14 protein-coding genes and 2 pseudogenes are annotated in these 16,825 nt (G+C 38.4%); all 16 read right to left on the reverse strand.

Translation table 11 applies throughout. The features are described from left to right. Positions 1-4 precede the first annotated feature (4 nt). The 16 genes and pseudogenes from IPL24_18790 to IPL24_18865 all read right to left on the reverse strand — a co-directional run bounded on the left by IPL24_18790 (position 5) and on the right by IPL24_18865 (position 16,718). Entirely contained in the window at positions 5-1,459 is a 1,455-nt protein-coding gene (locus tag IPL24_18790) for an oligosaccharide flippase family protein (GenBank protein MBK8365632.1), read from the reverse strand. 185 nt (positions 1,460-1,644) lie between these two features. Then, the gene (locus tag IPL24_18795) at positions 1,645-3,615 is read right to left on the reverse strand and encodes a thioredoxin family protein (GenBank protein ID MBK8365633.1); all 1,971 of its coding nucleotides are present in this window, start codon (positions 3,613-3,615) and stop codon (positions 1,645-1,647) included. 65 nt (positions 3,616-3,680) lie between these two features. Beyond that, entirely contained in the window at positions 3,681-4,433 is a 753-nt protein-coding gene (locus IPL24_18800; GenBank protein MBK8365634.1) for an ATP-binding cassette domain-containing protein, read from the reverse strand. Next, entirely contained in the window at positions 4,430-5,293 is an 864-nt protein-coding gene (locus IPL24_18805; GenBank protein MBK8365635.1) for an ABC transporter permease, read from the reverse strand. Before IPL24_18805 ends, IPL24_18800 begins: the two co-directional genes overlap by 4 nt. 5 nt (positions 5,294-5,298) lie before the next feature. Beyond that, the gene (locus IPL24_18810; protein MBK8365636.1) at positions 5,299-6,240 is read right to left on the reverse strand and encodes an ABC transporter substrate-binding protein; all 942 of its coding nucleotides are present in this window, start codon (positions 6,238-6,240) and stop codon (positions 5,299-5,301) included. Positions 6,241-6,435: 195 nt separating this feature from the next. Then, positions 6,436-7,224, reverse strand: coding sequence for a TPM domain-containing protein (locus IPL24_18815; protein MBK8365637.1), 789 nt, complete (start codon positions 7,222-7,224; stop codon positions 6,436-6,438). A gap of 41 nt (positions 7,225-7,265) precedes the next feature. Next, positions 7,266-7,703 carry a TPM domain-containing protein gene (locus IPL24_18820; protein ID MBK8365638.1) on the reverse strand — a complete coding sequence of 146 codons (438 nt, stop codon included), beginning with the start codon at positions 7,701-7,703 and terminating at the stop codon, positions 7,266-7,268. After that, the gene (locus IPL24_18825; GenBank protein MBK8365639.1) at positions 7,703-8,278 is read right to left on the reverse strand and encodes a LemA family protein; all 576 of its coding nucleotides are present in this window, start codon (positions 8,276-8,278) and stop codon (positions 7,703-7,705) included. Before IPL24_18825 ends, IPL24_18820 begins: the two co-directional genes overlap by 1 nt. 57 nt (positions 8,279-8,335) lie before the next feature. Next, the gene (locus IPL24_18830; GenBank protein ID MBK8365640.1) at positions 8,336-8,749 is read right to left on the reverse strand and encodes a hypothetical protein; all 414 of its coding nucleotides are present in this window, start codon (positions 8,747-8,749) and stop codon (positions 8,336-8,338) included. Between the two features lie 67 nt (positions 8,750-8,816). After that, positions 8,817-9,380: a tRNA lysidine(34) synthetase TilS gene (tilS, locus tag IPL24_18835; GenBank protein ID MBK8365641.1), complete on the reverse strand. Its 564-nt coding sequence runs from the start codon at positions 9,378-9,380 to the stop codon at positions 8,817-8,819. A 38-nt stretch (positions 9,381-9,418) separates the two neighbouring features. After that, on the reverse strand, positions 9,419-10,144 hold the full coding sequence (gene tilS, locus IPL24_18840) for a tRNA lysidine(34) synthetase TilS (GenBank protein MBK8365642.1): 726 nt from the start codon (positions 10,142-10,144) through the stop codon (positions 9,419-9,421). A gap of 4 nt (positions 10,145-10,148) precedes the next feature. After that, a pseudogene (locus IPL24_18845) lies at positions 10,149-11,449 on the reverse strand (anthranilate synthase component I family protein). Between the two features lie 3 nt (positions 11,450-11,452). After that, the gene (hemH, locus tag IPL24_18850; protein MBK8365643.1) at positions 11,453-12,460 is read right to left on the reverse strand and encodes a ferrochelatase; all 1,008 of its coding nucleotides are present in this window, start codon (positions 12,458-12,460) and stop codon (positions 11,453-11,455) included. A 20-nt stretch (positions 12,461-12,480) separates the two neighbouring features. Further along, positions 12,481-13,883 (reverse strand): annotated as a pseudogene (gene lpdA / locus IPL24_18855) (dihydrolipoyl dehydrogenase). A 335-nt stretch (positions 13,884-14,218) separates the two neighbouring features. Beyond that, positions 14,219-15,844, reverse strand: coding sequence for an apolipoprotein N-acyltransferase (gene lnt / locus IPL24_18860; GenBank protein ID MBK8365644.1), 1,626 nt, complete (start codon positions 15,842-15,844; stop codon positions 14,219-14,221). A gap of 118 nt (positions 15,845-15,962) precedes the next feature. Then, the gene (locus IPL24_18865) at positions 15,963-16,718 is read right to left on the reverse strand and encodes an SDR family NAD(P)-dependent oxidoreductase (protein MBK8365645.1); all 756 of its coding nucleotides are present in this window, start codon (positions 16,716-16,718) and stop codon (positions 15,963-15,965) included. Positions 16,719-16,825 lie beyond the last annotated feature (107 nt).

Consider the following 16,825-nt stretch of genomic DNA (forward strand, 5'->3'; position numbering starts at 1 on the left):
GTAATTACTCCTCTCCATACTTCAAAATATAATAAATATTCTTCACGCTGATCAAGTTCAACGCCAACGCCACAATAAAGCATGCTCCGGCGCCAATTGCGAAGCGGATCATCCAGAATAAATTCAGGTGGTAAGCAAAGTTGTTAATGAAAAAGCAAGCTGCTATGAAAACTGCAAGTGAAGTAATGAGTCTGAAATTTTTTCTGAAATTAAAAGCTTTGTTTGCCATGAAAATCTGAACAAGGGCAGTGAATGATTGTGTAGTGATAGATGAAATGGCTGCACCTACTGCTGAAAATTTCGGGATTAAAATCACATTCATAATAATATAAATGATCATACCGGGACCGGCCATAATATTCAGTTGTTTCAGGCTCCCATTTGCTGTGAGTAATGTTCCGAAAATATAAGTTGCAGAGACAGGCACAAAGCAGAAAATTATGATCTTGAAAACATCCGATGATTCCTGAACGTGATTACCTTTGTTCAGATAATCCATTAATTCCAGACTAAAACAAGAACAACAAACTGCAACAACTATTGCCGGAATTACGAGAAGTGAAAATGATAGTCTGACCATCTCTTCAACATTTTGTTTTAATTTGATCATCCGTGCAAATATTGGTAACAGCAATCCTGCGAACAAAACCGGAATCATATTGGCTGCATCCAGTAGACGGTTTGCAGAAGCGAATATTCCGGCTTGATGTGCACCAACTCTGAATGGCAAAAGTCGTTCAAGCATAGGACCATTGCTCCAGTTGTAAAAAGTCATCAGCAAAACAAGTACAGCATACGGATAAGATTTTTTCATGATCATTACGAAAAATGGCCATCGCCATTGTAGTCGTCGGATCTTTGCCTTTTTTAATACTACTGTCAGTGTAATGAATACTGTTATGACATATGCAATAGTCTGCGAGTAAACAAACCAGGTAATGCTGAATTCACCGCCGTGATTATGGAGGTAGATCAGGTAACTACAGATGGCAATCATGATCAGTCTGTCAAGTACTGAAACAATGCTGTCAGTCTTGAACAAATGCATTCCTGCCAGATTAGATCTCAGATAAAGAATAAATCCTAGAAGAATCTGGTTGAAAATTACTGCTATCAGCATTTTCAACATGTCGGAATTGTATTGAACAATTAATCCGGCTAAAAAAGTTATTATAGCAAAGACCAGTGCAAGCATGATCCGCAAGACGATGATACTCGAAAGATGTTTGCTGAGCAGATGATTATTCTGACTGATATTTTTATTGTTGAAATTGGTAATTCCAAAATCAAGTAAAATATTCAAGAGAAAAGAAAAACTGAAAATGGCATAATAGAATCCATATTGTTCGGTACCGACAATCAACTGAACATTCCGGTCAATACCGAAGATCCAGTATGGCTTGATGAGGAGATTCAATAAAAGAACTAACCCCAGGTTGGTAACAAACTTTTTTTGCATTTTCTTTAAAAGGTGCGCAAATGTAATTTAATAAATAGTCCTTTAAAAATTGATTTCCACTCATAATGAATTCTAAATCTGTTGTTTGGAAAAATAGAGTTGTTTTGGGACATCAAATTCAAAGGAAAGGGTATAAAAAAAGGCTATTTTTCCTTTTTTGAAAAAATAGCCTTAGTAACTAAAGCTTATTCCTGTCGCTTCTGGTATCTGCACAAGCCTTCATCAAGGAAGTTTGCATACGTCTGAATGTCAGGAGTATAACCGCGCGGCTGCGCTAAAATATTTCCTTTATTGTCGAGCAGAACATAATAAGGTTGCGAATTTGTATTGTATTTAGATGCCTGAAAATCGCTCCATTTATTGCCTGTAGTTTTAATATTTTTTCCACTCAATGTCGAAATATATTGTTCTGTTTGAGGAAGTGCTTTTTTATCATCAACATAAAGTGAAATCAGGACATATTCCTCACGGATTTTCTTCATCACCTTCGGATCACTCCAGACATTGTCTTCCATTTTTCTGCAATTAACACAAGCCCAACCTGTAAAGTCTACCATCACAGGCTTATTGTGAATTTTTGCATACGCCATTCCTTCTTCATAATCATGGAAACAACTCAGGTCGTGGGGACATTCATTTTCTTTTCCGGTCTGCCATTCTTTATAGAAATCAGGCGGAGGAAATCCGCTGATCAGACGAAGTGGTGCGCCCCACATTCCCGGAATAAGATACAATGCGAATGTAAAAACGATGATGGATACGATCAGTCTTCCCACAGAAATGTAAGGGACATCAGAATCATGTGAAAGTTTTATTTTGCCTATGAGATAAAGTCCAAGCATCAATGAGATAACAACCCAGATAGCGATGAACATTTCTCTTTTCAAAAATCCCCAGTGATAAGCAAGGTCAACGTTTGATAAGAATTTGAATGCAAGTGCAAGTTCAATAAATCCTAAGGTGACTTTTACTGTATTCAACCAACCACCTGATTTCGGTAATGAATTCAGCCAGCCCGGAAATAATGCAAAGATTGCAAACGGAACAGCGAGTGCAAAGGAGAATCCGAACATCCCCACCAATGGTCCGAGATAACTTTGTCCATGTGCAGCTTCAACTAATAATGTTCCGATGATCGGACCTGTACAAGAGAAAGAAACTAATGACAGAGTAAATGCCATAAAGAAAATTCCAAGCAACCCACCTTTATCACTGGCAGAATCTGCTTTGTTGATCATCCAGCTGGGCAACGTTATTTCAAAGGCACCGAAGAATGAGATGGCAAAGATGACGAATATGATAAAGAAGGAGAGATTGAAAAATGCATTGCTCGATAATTCATTCAATGCATCGGAACCAAATGTTACTGTTACAAAAAGTCCGAGTGAGACGTAAATGATAATTATTGATAATGCATAAATAATAGCATTCATAATTCCTTTTCTCCGGCTGCCACTGCGCTTAGTAAAAAAGCTGACAGTCATCGGTATCATTGGAAACACACAAGGTGTAAGTAAAGCAACAAATCCACCAAGTAATCCGGCAATGAAAATTGCGATCAGTGATTTATCAGCGTTTGAGATCGGCTGTCCATCGCCACCACAGCCTTCTTCAAGTTGTCCCGGTGTGATTACAGCATTTACAATTTGAGACGTATCATTAATTTCAGGATTCTGAACAAGAGTATTCGTATCTAATGGGGTAGCTTCAGATTTTATATCGCCGAATGTAAATTCAAAATCAGTATCATACTGTACACATAAATCTTTGCAATATTGAGCATATACAGAACCGGTGATCTTGCAATTTGAATTGACCTTCACTTTTTGTTTGAAAATAACTTCACCATCAAAACTATGTTCATCGATCATAAAGATCGAGTCAAATTTAATGTGTGGTTTAGGTTCAATTACTTTTCCTATTCTTTGATAACAATCTGATTTTTTAAAAGTGTAAATCATTTTGTCGGGACCTCCATCCGGTTGCGACTGTGCATAGGCGTGCCATTCCGGATCAATCTTCAATTTGAAGATGAGAGTATATTCTCCATTTTTATTATCTTCTTTTGAAAATGTCCATTTTCCGGGTTGGATAATTTGTCCGAAAACATTTCCAACAAGCATTAAAAAGAACAGGAGAAAGGTTGCTTTTTTCATATAAGGAGTAGAGCCACTAACGCAAAAAGGGGTTTGCGATTTTATTCGGACGAATTTAGATAATTTCACCTGCCGAACCAATCATATAGCTCATTTAATTGGATGTTCTTTTTAGTTGTTTCTGACAGATCTCTGTCGATTTTACCGTTTTTAAGCATAATTAATCGGTCGCCATATTCCATTACATCTCTCATTGAATGAGTTACCATAATGGCAGTGAGGTTCGATTGTTTGATGATATCATTTGCAAGTTTCATAATAACTCCGGCAGTTTTTGGATCCAGCGCAGCAACAGGTTCGTCCATCAATAACAGCTTAGTTTCATCAGAAGTTGCCATTAGCAGAGTTAATGCCTGGCGTTGTCCGCCTGATAATGAACCCATATTCTGGTTTAGTTTTGTTTCTAATCCGAGGCCCAGTCCGGAAACCTTTTCCTGAATCGAATCGATGAATTTTCGATCAATCCCTAATTTAAGGCTTTTACCATGAGTTCGCAATGAAGCCATTCTGAAGTTTTCTAAAATGCTCAAATCCGGCGCAGTTCCGGCCAGCGGGTCCTGAAAGATCCTGGCTATCCACTTGCTTCTTTGGTAATCTTTTAGTCCGGTAACATCTATTCCATCCAACAGAATTTTTCCTGTTTCCGGGAATATGTTTCCGGCAAGTAAATTCAATAATGTTGATTTGCCGGAACCATTACTTCCTACTATCAGTGTGAATTCATTTTGTTTTACTGATAAATGAAAATCATGAAGCAAATGGTTTTCATTTGCAGAACCTTTATTAAATGTTTTGGAGATTCCCTGCAGTTCTATCATGCTTTACTTTTTAAGTTAGGAATACTCACAACGATAAGTACAAAAACTGCAACAACAAGTTTCAGATAAATTGCATCGATTCCAATGCTCAATGCAAATGCCAGGATCATTCTGAAAACAATACTCCCTATGATCACTCCTGTAAGCTGGATCAGCAGTCTTTCATTTCCTTTTCGGGAAAAAAGAATTTGTCCGATCATGACTGACCCTAGTCCAATGATCACAACACCAATTCCCATATTTATATCAGCAAAGCCCTGGATCTGTGTGATGAGATATCCGCTGATTGCAGTCAAGCCATTTGCCAGTGCGATCCCAAATATTTTCATTGCATCAGTATTGACTCCTAATGCACGGATCATTTTTTCATTGTTCCCTGTTGCCCGCATTGCCAGACCGAAATCTGTTTTCAATAACCAGATCAGAGCGGAGAAAATTACGAGAATGATCAGAGTAAGTATAATAAACTGTTGTATTGCCAATGAATCTGAAAATGAACTTGAGGAAAAAATTGAAGGATAATTTATCAGTGGAAGATTCGATCTCCCCATAATAGCAAGGTTGATAGAATATAATGCAGTCATAACAAGTATACCTGCTAAAAGTGCATTGACTTTTAACCGGGTGTGAATAAATCCTGTAATTGCTCCCGCAGCTGCACCTGCAAAAAATGCGATCGGTAAAGCAAAGAGGGGAGTATAGCCATCTGAAATAAGAACAGCTGCTACAACGCCGCCTAAAGTAAAACTTCCGTCAGTCGTAATATCCGGAATATTAAAAATGCGCATAGAAATAAAAATGCCCATAGCAAGCGAAGCAAATCCAAGTCCCAGAATAATTGCGCTTAAATAAAAGCTCATCAGTTTTATTTTACTGACGTGAAGGTACTATCGAATGCTAAACCAAACTGCTCAGCTTTCATTTGGTTATAAACACGTCTGCGAACAGTGACTATTTCCGGAGCTAAACCCGAAGTTGATTTCGATTTGAGAAAAGCTGCTGCTTGTGTCCCACTCTGAAAACCCCATTGATACATATCAGCGCCGAATGCTGCTACAGCACCACGACTGACTAAACCTTCTTCACTTGTAAAAACAGGAACATTTTTGTCGTCGCAACTTTTTACGATTATTTCCATCGAAGAAAAAACAGTATTGTCAGGCAAGGCAAAAAATGCATCAATATTTTCTGAAAGAAGTGAAGCTACAACCAATTGCGTTTCACTTGAATTATTTACAGGCATTTTTATAAGTACCAATCCAGCATCTGTACATGTTTTTTCAATTCGTGCCAGTGCATCAACTGATTGTGGTTCGCTCTGATTATAAATGGTGCCGACTTTTTTTGCATTAGGCAAAACATTTTTTATTAATAGTAATGCAGTATCAAGGTAATCGAGTGTTTCATAAGTGCCAAATAAATTAGCAGGTGATTTCCCTGCTGCATCAGTAAGCTTTGCCAGATCAGGTCGCGGTGAAACCATCATAAAGATCGGAATCGTTTTCGTTTTCTGAACAGCAGAGATAGTAGGCAGAGTAGGGTTGGTAGCAATCAGAGTAGGATTCTTGCTGATGATATAGTCAAGCGATTGCAACATCGTTGGCTGATCATTTTGTGCATTGCGATAAATGACTTCAATGCTCGAAGAATCAAAACCATTTTGCTTCAGTGCATCGAAGAAACCTGTTTTTGCTTTTTCTAATGTTTCATCCTGAAGTTGATCGATGAAGCCGATGATAGGCTTGTTTGATTTGGGAGAAGTACAGGATATGAATAGAAGAAGGAATGAGTAGAATAGATATTTCATAAATTTTGTGTGTGTCTACCGAAACCCGGTTCTGGTATGGTGCTTTCTTTCAGCATCGATATGTTGATGAGCATCACAATCGTACTTACTCTCAAGCCCAATGGGAGTGTCAGTTTGAGTTTGAGTGTGGAATGTCACTACTTGTAGACTGTATGCGTGATTTGAAAGCAATCGGGACTATATCAAGGTAGAAAATTACCAACTGCCTCCGGCACCGCCGCCACCGGAACTACCGCCACCAAATCCTCCGAAGCCGCCGCCGCCGCCGAATCCACCACCACCGCCGGTGAATCCACCCCACGAGCCATGACTTCTGCTGGAAGCTGCATTGAGTAGTGCCCATGCTGCCCAGAATCCTAAATTATTTTTGCGGCCGTATCTTTTTGCTCTTCCTACCTGAGAAATTATAATGACAAAGAAAATGAATGCAACCATAAGGAAAGGAAATATTCCACCTTTATCACCTTTTGATTTTTTTCCTGATGCTTTATATTCTCCGGTTACAATTCCTGTGATTGCAGAAGTTCCTGCATCAATACCACCAAAATAATCACCGCTTCTGAATTTGGGAACAATTTCACGATCGATGACCTGCTTTACTAAGGCATCCGGAAAAACACCTTCCATTCCATACCCGGTCGTGATCCAGACTTTTCTGTCGTCTTTAGCAACCAGCAAAAGAACGCCACTGTTATTTGATTTATCGCCGATCTTCCATTTGTTGAAAAGCTGAACTGCGTAATCAGAAATATCATAATTACCAACTGATGCCATTACGACAACTGCAATCTGCATTGATGTGGTATCATCAAAAGCAACAAGTTTGTTTTCGATTGATTGAAGTTCATCAGGACGCAAAGTTCCGGTGAAATCGGTGACAAGTCGGTTTGGTTTTTCCGGGAAATCATCAGCTGCAATTCCTGCGAAAGAAAATAGCACAAGACAAACCGCAAGTAATGAGCGGTAGAATTGTGGAGAAAGAATTTTTGTGAATGTGATCACTCCGGTAATTTATTGGTTGTAAATTATACTTTGAAAACGATGTCGTCTGACAATTCATTTTTGTCATTCGACTGATATGGAAAATGAGTCTTTAGTGCTTTGCCGGACATTTCAATTCCAATGGTCAGGCCTTTTACAAATTCGCCTTCTGTGAAATAGTTGGTCATCTTTGCTTTGATCTCATGCCAGAAGTCATCTTTGACAATTGCATGTATACCGGCATCACCTAAAATAGCAAACTGACGGGATTCGAAAGCAAGATAGAATAAAACTCCGTTTCTGTCTTTCGTATTTTTCATTCCTAATTTGTCGAAGATGTATGCTGCTCTGTCGAGCACGTTTTCTCCACATACATCTTCAACAAAAAGGCGTATTTCACCTGATGTGTTTTTTTCAGCAGCAGCTATTGTAGCTAAGATCTGCTGACGTTCCTTTTCAGATAATTTATCTTCTGCTGCCATTAGAATTTTACTTCAGGAGCTTTTTCGCTGCCTTTGTCTGATTCAAAATATGGTTTCATAGGGAATCCGAATAAGCTTGCAAAAATCACTCTCGGGAATTTTGTACGTGAAGCATTATATTCCTGAGCAGCTTCATTGTATTGACGACGTGATTCAGTGATACGGTTTTCCGTTCCTTCTAATTGCGCTTGAAGCTGATTGAAACTTTCAACAGCTTTCAACTGCGGATAGTTTTCTGCTACTGCAAGCAATCTTCCCAATGCTCCACCAACCTGCGCTTGAGCAGCCTGGAATTCACGAAGTTTTTCAGGAGTAATATTGTTCGGATCGATTCTGATGCTCGTTGCCTGCGCACGTGCTTCCATTACAGCAGTAAGTGTAGATTTTTCAAAATCAGCAGCACCTTTTACAGTGTTTACCAGATTAGGAATAAGATCTGCACGACGTTGATACTGTGTTTCAACATTCGCCCATGCCTTGTTGACTGATTCTCTTGATCCAACTAAACCGTTGTAAGAAGTGATCGAAAACAAAACCAGAACTCCGAGGATGATCCAAATTAGGTACTTTTTCATTGTTTATTGTTTATTTTAAGTGGTTAGTGTTAATGACGAAAAACTCAACGGAAAATTTTACGCTGCAATCAATTCTTTCAGCACTTTTTCCAGCTCAACCGGACGTTGAGTTCCAATACGGTACGGGTTACCGTCTTTGTCTGTGATCTCTACTGCTTCATTGCCGCCGGTATAAAAACGGATCAGACCCTTCAGATGCAGATTGAAAACAGCGTTGTTCAGGTTATATTGACTGTATTTTTTACGCTCTACTTTTACAATATCTTTCAATTCAATACTGACTTTCTTTGTAGTCCATAAACCATCTAATTCAATATAAGTTTTAAAAACCCGGATCTTTAAATGCAAAACAAAAAGCAGAATGATGCTGATAACGATTATGACAACTCCCAGAAGAAAGAAAAGATCACCATTGTGGTTGTTAGTCACTTTCCACCAATACAAACCGAAGCAGAATAAAGCAAGTGACAGACGTCGCAGCATACTCAGTTGGTTATAACCGAGGTACTGTTTTTCTACATAAAGCGGTGTTGATTCGTTAGCCATAAATTCGTTCAACGTACAGTACAGAAACCGTCTCTTCCGTGATTTTAAAACGGTCGTCTATACGATGTCCCAAGATACATACAATGTCTTTACCCGACAAGAGCACATAGGTCATTTCTTTCTCAAATCTATTCACTTTTTTATCGATCAAAAAGTCGCTGATTTTCTTTCTTTTAGTCATCCCAAGGGGATAAAAGGAATCGCCGGCCTGCCATTTTCTTACTTGTAGTGGATAACTTATTTTACCGGCATCAACAGCCTGGATATTTTCTTCCCTTGGGATAGCTGTCAGGCGGTTTGAACTGATAGTTTCAAAACTGAATTTGTGATCACCGATTTCCAACTGATCCGGTGTATGGGAAATTAAGAATTCCTGCGTTGGCTCTGATTTTTTTGGTTGAAGTACTAAAGAGTTTCTATCGTAGAGGATGCGGGCAGACTGACTTTGAAAGATCTTTCCCGGCGATGCGTTCAGAATTTTTCCCGGTTCCAGATTTGTGATTCCATAAGAATGCAGAACGGCAGATAATAAAGCCGCACTGAATTGAAAATCCATTACAGGTTTTAACCTGATTGTAACAGAGCCGTCAGGCGTTACTGAAGTATTTTTCTTTTTCCAGTCTTCAATAAATGTTTTCTGTATGTGATTAGCAAAATCAAAAAAATCAAGGGAGCGTTGCATGCTTTTTCAAATTCCTGATTCTTTGTTTTTAATTCCGGTATTACTGTATGTCGGATGCGGTTGCGGAGGTAGTCGTCGCCGGCATTTGAACTGTCTTCACGCCATTTCAATTTTTTCTTCCTTGCAAAATGCTCTAATTCTTCTCTTGTAGCAAAAAGAAGTGGCCGGATTATATGTCCATTGAGTGCAGAAATGCCTTTCATTCCTGACAAACCTGTTCCACGAATTGTATTGATGAAAAATGTCTCAATTGAATCATTCAAATGATGTGCTACTGCGATCTTGTCAATTTCATTCTCTGCCCTGATCTTTTCGAACCATCTGTATCTCAGTTCACGTGCTGCTTCCTGTATTGAAAGTTTATTCTCTTTTGCATATGACTTTGTCTTAAATTGAATACTATAAAACGGAACATTATAAGCAGCCGCAATTTTTTTTACAAATTCTTCATCGCCGTCAGATTCCTTTCCACGGAGTTTAAAATTACAGTGAGCAATTACGAAATCAATCTTACTTTCTCTTAAAAGTCTGCAGAGAACAATTGAATCAAGTCCGCCACTTACTGCAACAAGAACATTCTGTCCTTGCTTGAGTAGATCTTTTTCAATTAAAAAGTTGTTGAACTCGGTCAGCAGCATATTACTATTTTTTCAAAAGTACTTTTTTCATTGCCTCAGCTTTCAGTAAACATTCATCATATTCTTTTTCTGCAGCAGCTCCAATCGTAATTGCACTCCCGACTGTAAAGGAAAGATATTTTTTTTCGGAATTATAAAGAATGCTTCTGATCACCACATTGAGATCAAAGTCTCCGTTTGGTGAAAGATAGCCAACTGTTCCCGAATAAAGGCCTCTTTTTGTTTTTTCAGTAACTTCAATTATTTCCATTGCCCTGATCTTCGGAGCTCCGGTCATACTGCCCATGGGAAAGGTGGTTCGGATCAGATCAGAGATGTTGTTCCCTTCAGCAAGCTCGGAAGTTACTGTAGAGATCATTTGATGTAATTGGACGAATGTCTTTATGCCGAAAAGTTCTTCGACCTTAACGGAACCTTTCTTAGCAGTTCTTGATAGGTCGTTTCTTACCAGATCAACGATCATTACATTTTCAGACCGTTCTTTTTCGTCGTGAAAAAGTCTTTCCGCTATTAATTTATCTTCTTCCGGATTGCTATCTCGTCGTGCTGTGCCTTTTATTGGTTGCGAAATTATTTTTTGTCCGCGCTTCGCCAGATATCTTTCCGGACTTGCACACATTAAGAAATGCTCATTGTATTTTGAGAAAACGCTGAATGGCATTGGAGATATTTCATTCAGATCTAAATAGGTTTGAAAAGGATCTATCGTTGCATGTTCAGAATAAAATTCCTGGCAATAATTCATTTCATAAATATCTCCACGTTGAATGTGTTGTTTTTAATTTCGTTGATCTCAGAAATATATTCATCACGACTTAAACGTTGGTCAATTCTGATCTCTGTTCCTTTAGTAGATTGATCAGGTTCCTGAACTTTGATCTGTTCAATAAATAAATTGATCTCTTCAGGAGAATATTTTTCCTGAATGTAATGAACAAAAAGCTTTTTTTCTCTGATCTCAAAAACAACAGCAGGTCGGTAAATTATGAATTCCGGAAAATTTATTTTATCAGGGTTAGTGGAGGAGAGCGTTTCAATTTTATTTTTCAGATCGTATGACAAATGCAAAATGTACCAGTCATTGGAATCAGAAATAAATTTTAGTGCATGAAAAAGATCTTCATACATGAAGATTTCAACAGGATCAACAGCAAGTAGGACATCAAAATTGCTGTAATTGTCAGTCTGATTATTGGAATGTGAATTGCTGTTTAAAAGAGTGAACACATCATACCGCTTGGCCCAATTCAATAATTTTTCAACTGAAATGTTTTCAACCGGAAAAGTGATCGTAACTCTATTCATTGGTTATTGACGAATGATATTCTTCATAGCCTCGATCCATTTTGGTGAATCATTTAAACTTTCAACGAGCTGTACTTTTTCACCGCCATGTTCCTTGAACAAATCACCATACTCCACGCTGATTTCGTAAACTGTTTCAAGGCAATCACTAACAAAGGCAGGGGCAAAGACGAGTAATTTTTTATCACCTTTTGCTGCACGTTCTTTAATGATCATATCCGAATAAGGTTTTATCCATGGATCTTTTCCAAGACGTGACTGAAAGCAGATCGTATATTTTTCTTTTGGAATGTTCATGGCTTCTGCCATTTTTCGTGCAGTCTGATGACATTGCGCACGATAACAAAATGCGTTTTTATCATTCAGCGTATCGCAGCATCCGTCATTCAGACAATGATCAAAGTTGTCACCTTTTTTAATCTGTCGTTCAGGCAAACCATGAAAGCTCATCAGAACATGATCATAATTTGAAGGATTATGTTTGTTACCCAACTCTGCAAAGGCCTGAATGAAATCAGGATGGTCACAGAAACTATTGATGAATTCTATTTCAGGAACGATCTCCCATTTAGAAATAATACTCATAATTTTTTCCTGAACTGAACCTGTCGAAGCAGAAGCGTATTGCGGAAAAAGAGGAAGTACAATTATTTTCTTGTAAAATTGTTTTTTATAATGTTCTAATGCACTGTCTAATGATGGACTTTGATAACGCATTGCCATTTGCACGTCATATCTTTCTCCCAATGATTTTGAAAGAAGTTCATGTTGACGTTCGCTATAGTGGAGCAGAGGAGATTTTCCATCTTTCCGCCAGATCTCCTTATATAGTTTCGCTGATTTTGAACTTCTGAATGGAACAATTATCAGATTGACAAGGAACATTCTTGCGATTGGGTGAATGTCGATCACCCTTGGATCATTTAAAAATTCACTCAGATATTTTCTGACATCAGAAGTTGCCGGACTATCAGGGGTTCCAAGGTTTACGATGAGTACTCCAGTCTTCATAAATTAATTCTATGCAATGATTAAATGTGAATAGCTCTGTTGTCAGTAGCTGCCAGACAAGCTTCTTTAAATACTTCCGTGTAGGTAGGATGCGCATGACTCATACGTGCAATATCTTCTGCAGAAGCTCTGTATTCCATTGCAACAACAGCTTCAGCGATCATATCAGCAACACGTGGACCGATCATGTGAACGCCCAGTATTTCATCTGTATTCTTGTCTGCTAAAACTTTTACAAAACCATCCATGTCCATACTCGCACGTGCACGACCACTTGCTTTGAAAGGAAAATTTCCGGTTTTATATTCACGCTTTTGTGTTTTAAGTTCTTCTTCAGTATAGCCAACTGCTGCAACTTCCGGCCATGTATATACAACACCCGGAATCAGCAAATAGTTTATATGTGGTTTTTGTCCAGCAATACTTTCTGCAACCATTATTCCTTCTTCTTCTGCTTTATGAGCAAGCATAGCACCTTTCACCACATCACCAATTGCATAAATCCCTGCAATGTTTGTTTGTAAATGCTCATTGACTTCAACACGGCCACGGTCGTCTGTTTTTACCCCGGCTTTGTCAAGTTGTAGTCCGTCGGTGTATGGTTTTCTTCCAACGCTAACCAGACAATAATCACCTTCAAGCTCGAGTTTTTTATCTCCCGGAGCATCAGCTTTCACAGAAACATTTTTTCCATCTGAAGTAACACCGGTAACTTTATGATTGAGATAAAATTCAAATCCGATCTTTTGTAATGACTTTTGTAATTCTTTTCCAAGAGAACGATCCATTGTTCCAATGATAGAATCGGTGAATTCAACAACAGAAACTTTTGACCCCATACGTGCATAAACGGAACCAAGTTCAAGTCCAATGACTCCGCCGCCGATGATGACAAGATGTTTTGGAATTTCAGAAAGATTCAATGCTTCGGTAGAAGTTATAATTCTTTTTTATCGGTCTCAATTCCTTTCAGTGATGCAGGTTTTGATCCGGTTGCAATGATTGTTTTTTTTGTTTCAAGGATTACAACATCTTTTCCTTCAGCTTTCACTGAAATCTTATTTGCAGATTCAAAGCTTCCAACGCCATAAAAAACATCGATCTTATTTTTTTTCAACAGATAATTTATGCCATCTACATTTTGTTTGACGACATCATTTTTTCTTGCGATCATTTTTGGAAGATCGACTTTCAGATCTTTTAATTGAATTCCATGAATAGAAAAAGTGTGAGCAGCATTATGATAGTGCTCGGAAGAATCCAGTAAAGCTTTGGAAGGAATACAACCAACATTCAGGCAAGTTCCACCTAATGAATTATATTTCTCAATTATGGCAGTTTTCAGTCCAAGTTGAGCGCAACGGATTGCTGCCACATAACCTCCTGGACCGGAGCCAATTACAGTAACATCATATGAAGACATAGAATCTTTTGTAAAAATTACTTTCCCAAAAGTCGGGAGATTTGAATGGCGAAGTTAGTGAGATTTAGGGAGAAACCGGAAGGTTTTTAGTAGTGATTTTTCTCCGGCAGATCTCTGCGTGATCCGGTTGAAAAAATTCGTAATAAAATATTTCCCGCAGATCTCGCAAATCTCGCAGATCAAATGAAGAATTTTCAGAAAAAATCTGCTTACTCCGAAATCTGCTGGAAAAAATACAGCTAAAATTATCTCTCACAGATTACAGAGAAAAAACACATAACTCTGCGCTAAATCTGCGTGATCCGCGAGATCTGCGGGGGAAAAAATTTTCTTGCTTAAAACAAATGCAAGATCCTCTTAAACCCAAAATAAAGCAAGATCGAACAAGTCAGAAAAGCGCAAATAAAACCGATAAAATCTCCATTGCGGGCATAAAAAGTGACGGTCTTGTTTCTATAAACTTTTCCGTGAATAGCATCTTCCACCCACCATTGAGTAGGTTGTGAAACATCGCCGCGTTGATTGATGAAGCAACTGATTCCTGTATTTGCAGAACGAGCAATACTTTTTCTGAATTCGATTGCAAGTATTCTCGCGTAGTTCATGTGTTGTCTGTAACCGGGAGTATTTTCCCACCATCCATCGTTGGTAATTACTGCGATGAACTGTGCACTGTCGCGCATGTAACCACTCATGAAATCGCCATAAATGGATTCATAACATATTGCAGGGGCTACTTTACTTCCATCAGTTGCAACAAAATTTGTACGGTAAGGTTGTGTTCCCAGACTTCCGGAAGTGCCACCTAATTCAATTGCATAATTTTCCAGAAAGCCGAAAATTTTCGGATACGGCATTTTTTCAACACCTGGAACAAGTTTACTTTTATGATACAGTTGAATTGGCAATGCATCGCCCATGAGCATTGCAGCATTGAAGACATCAAAATAATTTTCACTTCCATTCATTTTCCTTGATGTAACAGTTCTTTTTGAAGAATCATTATACTGTTTGAAGGAAGTTAGTCCAATGATCACATTGAGTTTCGGAAAATGGTCGACATATCTTCTAAGCGATAAAACAGATTTATCTACTTCAATCCGGTCTTCCCAGATCCCGTCAGGCATTGCTGTTTCAGGAGCAAGTAAATATTCGGTATTTGTATCAAGTACAGTTGATGAGAGCCGAAGAATTTTATTTAATTGTTCGTCACCCGTGCCACTGAATTTTTCATTGTAAGGATCAATATTCGGCTGAACGATTGCAACTTCAGTTTCGATGCCTTTGTCTTTATGCTCATAATAAATGTAGAGTGAAAATATTGTCGGCCCTGCAAGTAAAATAAAGATCAGCAACGAAAGCAGAAGGATGTTGATTTTCCTCAAGCGTAACAGCAGATCTCTGTACCAGAAATTTTTTGCAAGTTGAAATACCAGCAGATTTATTATCAGGATCCACAACGAACCGCCCAATGCACCTGTATATTCATACCATTGGATCCATTCAGGATGTGTTGCAAAAGCATTTCCCAGAGTTAACCACGGCCAGCTGATCTCCCAGTTAAGGTGCAGATATTCGAATGCTATCCAGAAAAGTACGAAGGAAGAATACCCGATTGCCGGGCCCTGACTTTTTTTAACGCGGTAAAATAAATACCACACCACAGCCATAAATAAACTATTCAATCCGATGGCAACAAAGCTGCCAACATCACTCGAAAAATAGATCCACCAGGTTGTCAGTATATTCCATAACAACATTCCGATGAAAAATTTTCCGAATAGTTTGCGGCCATTATTTTTCTCCTTTGAACGGGAATAAACATGCTCACAAAAAAGTAATGGAACGAAAGCAATGAAAATTAATGGAGTAAATCCGTGATCAGGCCATGCCAGCCATAACAAGATCCCTGAAAGTGCAGCAACGCCCGAAAGCAAAAAAGAGTTTCTATATTTCGACATATTCTAATGTGCAATATGTGCAAAAAAGTTGAATTTCAAAATTAGTTTTCCGTTAAAATGTTCATGCCATGCCGGATATCAGAATGATTTTTTCAATTAATAAAAATCTAACAGGCAATTATTTTTTATAAAAATTCTGAGTATTCGCCTGCGCAAGACATGTCACTACAATATCATTCAAAACTACATGTGCCGGTCGGGTAGCTGCAAAGAAAGCAATGTCTGCAATGTCTTCGCCTTTCAACGGTTCGTAACCCTGATAAGTCTTTTGTGCTCTTTCTGCATCTCCCTGGAACCTGACCAGAGAAAATTCTGTCTCAGCAGCGCCTGGATCTATTGAAGTCACTTTAATACCATGTTCTAGCATGTCGATCCGCATACTTTTGGTGATTGCATCGACTGCAAATTTGGTTGCACAATACACATTGCCCTTTGGATAAACTTCCTTACCGGCTATCGAACTAATGTTTATAATATGTCCACTACCGTTTGCTATCATCAAAGGCATGATCAACCTCGAAACATAAAGTAATCCCTTAACATTTGTATCGATCATCAGATCCCAGTCATCAGTATTCCCTTCCTGAATAGTTGATAGTCCGGCTGCCAGTCCTGCGTTATTGACTAGGACATCTATTTTTTTAAAATCATGTGGAAGCGATTGAATTGCATTTTTTGCAGCTTCTTTGTCCTTAATATCAAAGGGAAGTGTAATGACCTTTGCGCCGAATTGTTCATTCAATTCGATTTCAATATGTCTCAATCTTTCTTCTCTTCGGCCATTCAAAATCAACTGATAGCCATGCTGTGCAAATTTGAAAGCAATTGCCTTTCCAAATCCGGAAGTCGCGCCGGTAATGAGGATGGTTTTCATTTTTTCTTAGTAAGTGGTAAGTAGTAATTGGTGAGTAGCACAGTGTAGTATATTTTGTAACAGTTGTTGTTGGATCAGAATTTATATTTGCTAATTAAGTAAGTTGT

It is taken from the genome of Bacteroidota bacterium, assembly GCA_016711505.1.
In the GTDB taxonomy this organism is placed as follows: Bacteria; Bacteroidota; Bacteroidia; order AKYH767-A; family 2013-40CM-41-45; genus JADKIH01.

Coding starts and splice junctions, on each gene's coding strand:
- tilS (MBK8365641.1), bottom strand. CDS start 9,380: ATGGATTTTCAATTCAGTGCGGCTTTATTATCTGCCGTTCTGCATTCT.
- IPL24_18800 (MBK8365634.1), bottom strand. CDS start 4,433: ATGATAGAACTGCAGGGAATCTCCAAAACATTTAATAAAGGTTCTGCA.
- hemH (MBK8365643.1), bottom strand. CDS start 12,460: ATGAAGACTGGAGTACTCATCGTAAACCTTGGAACCCCTGATAGTCCG.
- IPL24_18795 (MBK8365633.1), bottom strand. CDS start 3,615: ATGAAAAAAGCAACCTTTCTCCTGTTCTTTTTAATGCTTGTTGGAAAT.
- IPL24_18805 (MBK8365635.1), bottom strand. CDS start 5,293: ATGAGCTTTTATTTAAGCGCAATTATTCTGGGACTTGGATTTGCTTCG.
- IPL24_18810 (MBK8365636.1), bottom strand. CDS start 6,240: ATGAAATATCTATTCTACTCATTCCTTCTTCTATTCATATCCTGTACT.
- IPL24_18820 (MBK8365638.1), bottom strand. CDS start 7,703: ATGGCAGCAGAAGATAAATTATCTGAAAAGGAACGTCAGCAGATCTTA.
- IPL24_18825 (MBK8365639.1), bottom strand. CDS start 8,278: ATGAAAAAGTACCTAATTTGGATCATCCTCGGAGTTCTGGTTTTGTTT.
- IPL24_18790 (MBK8365632.1), bottom strand. CDS start 1,459: ATGCAAAAAAAGTTTGTTACCAACCTGGGGTTAGTTCTTTTATTGAAT.
- tilS (MBK8365642.1), bottom strand. CDS start 10,144: ATGCTGCTGACCGAGTTCAACAACTTTTTAATTGAAAAAGATCTACTC.
- IPL24_18865 (MBK8365645.1), bottom strand. CDS start 16,718: ATGAAAACCATCCTCATTACCGGCGCGACTTCCGGATTTGGAAAGGCA.
- lnt (MBK8365644.1), bottom strand. CDS start 15,844: ATGTCGAAATATAGAAACTCTTTTTTGCTTTCGGGCGTTGCTGCACTT.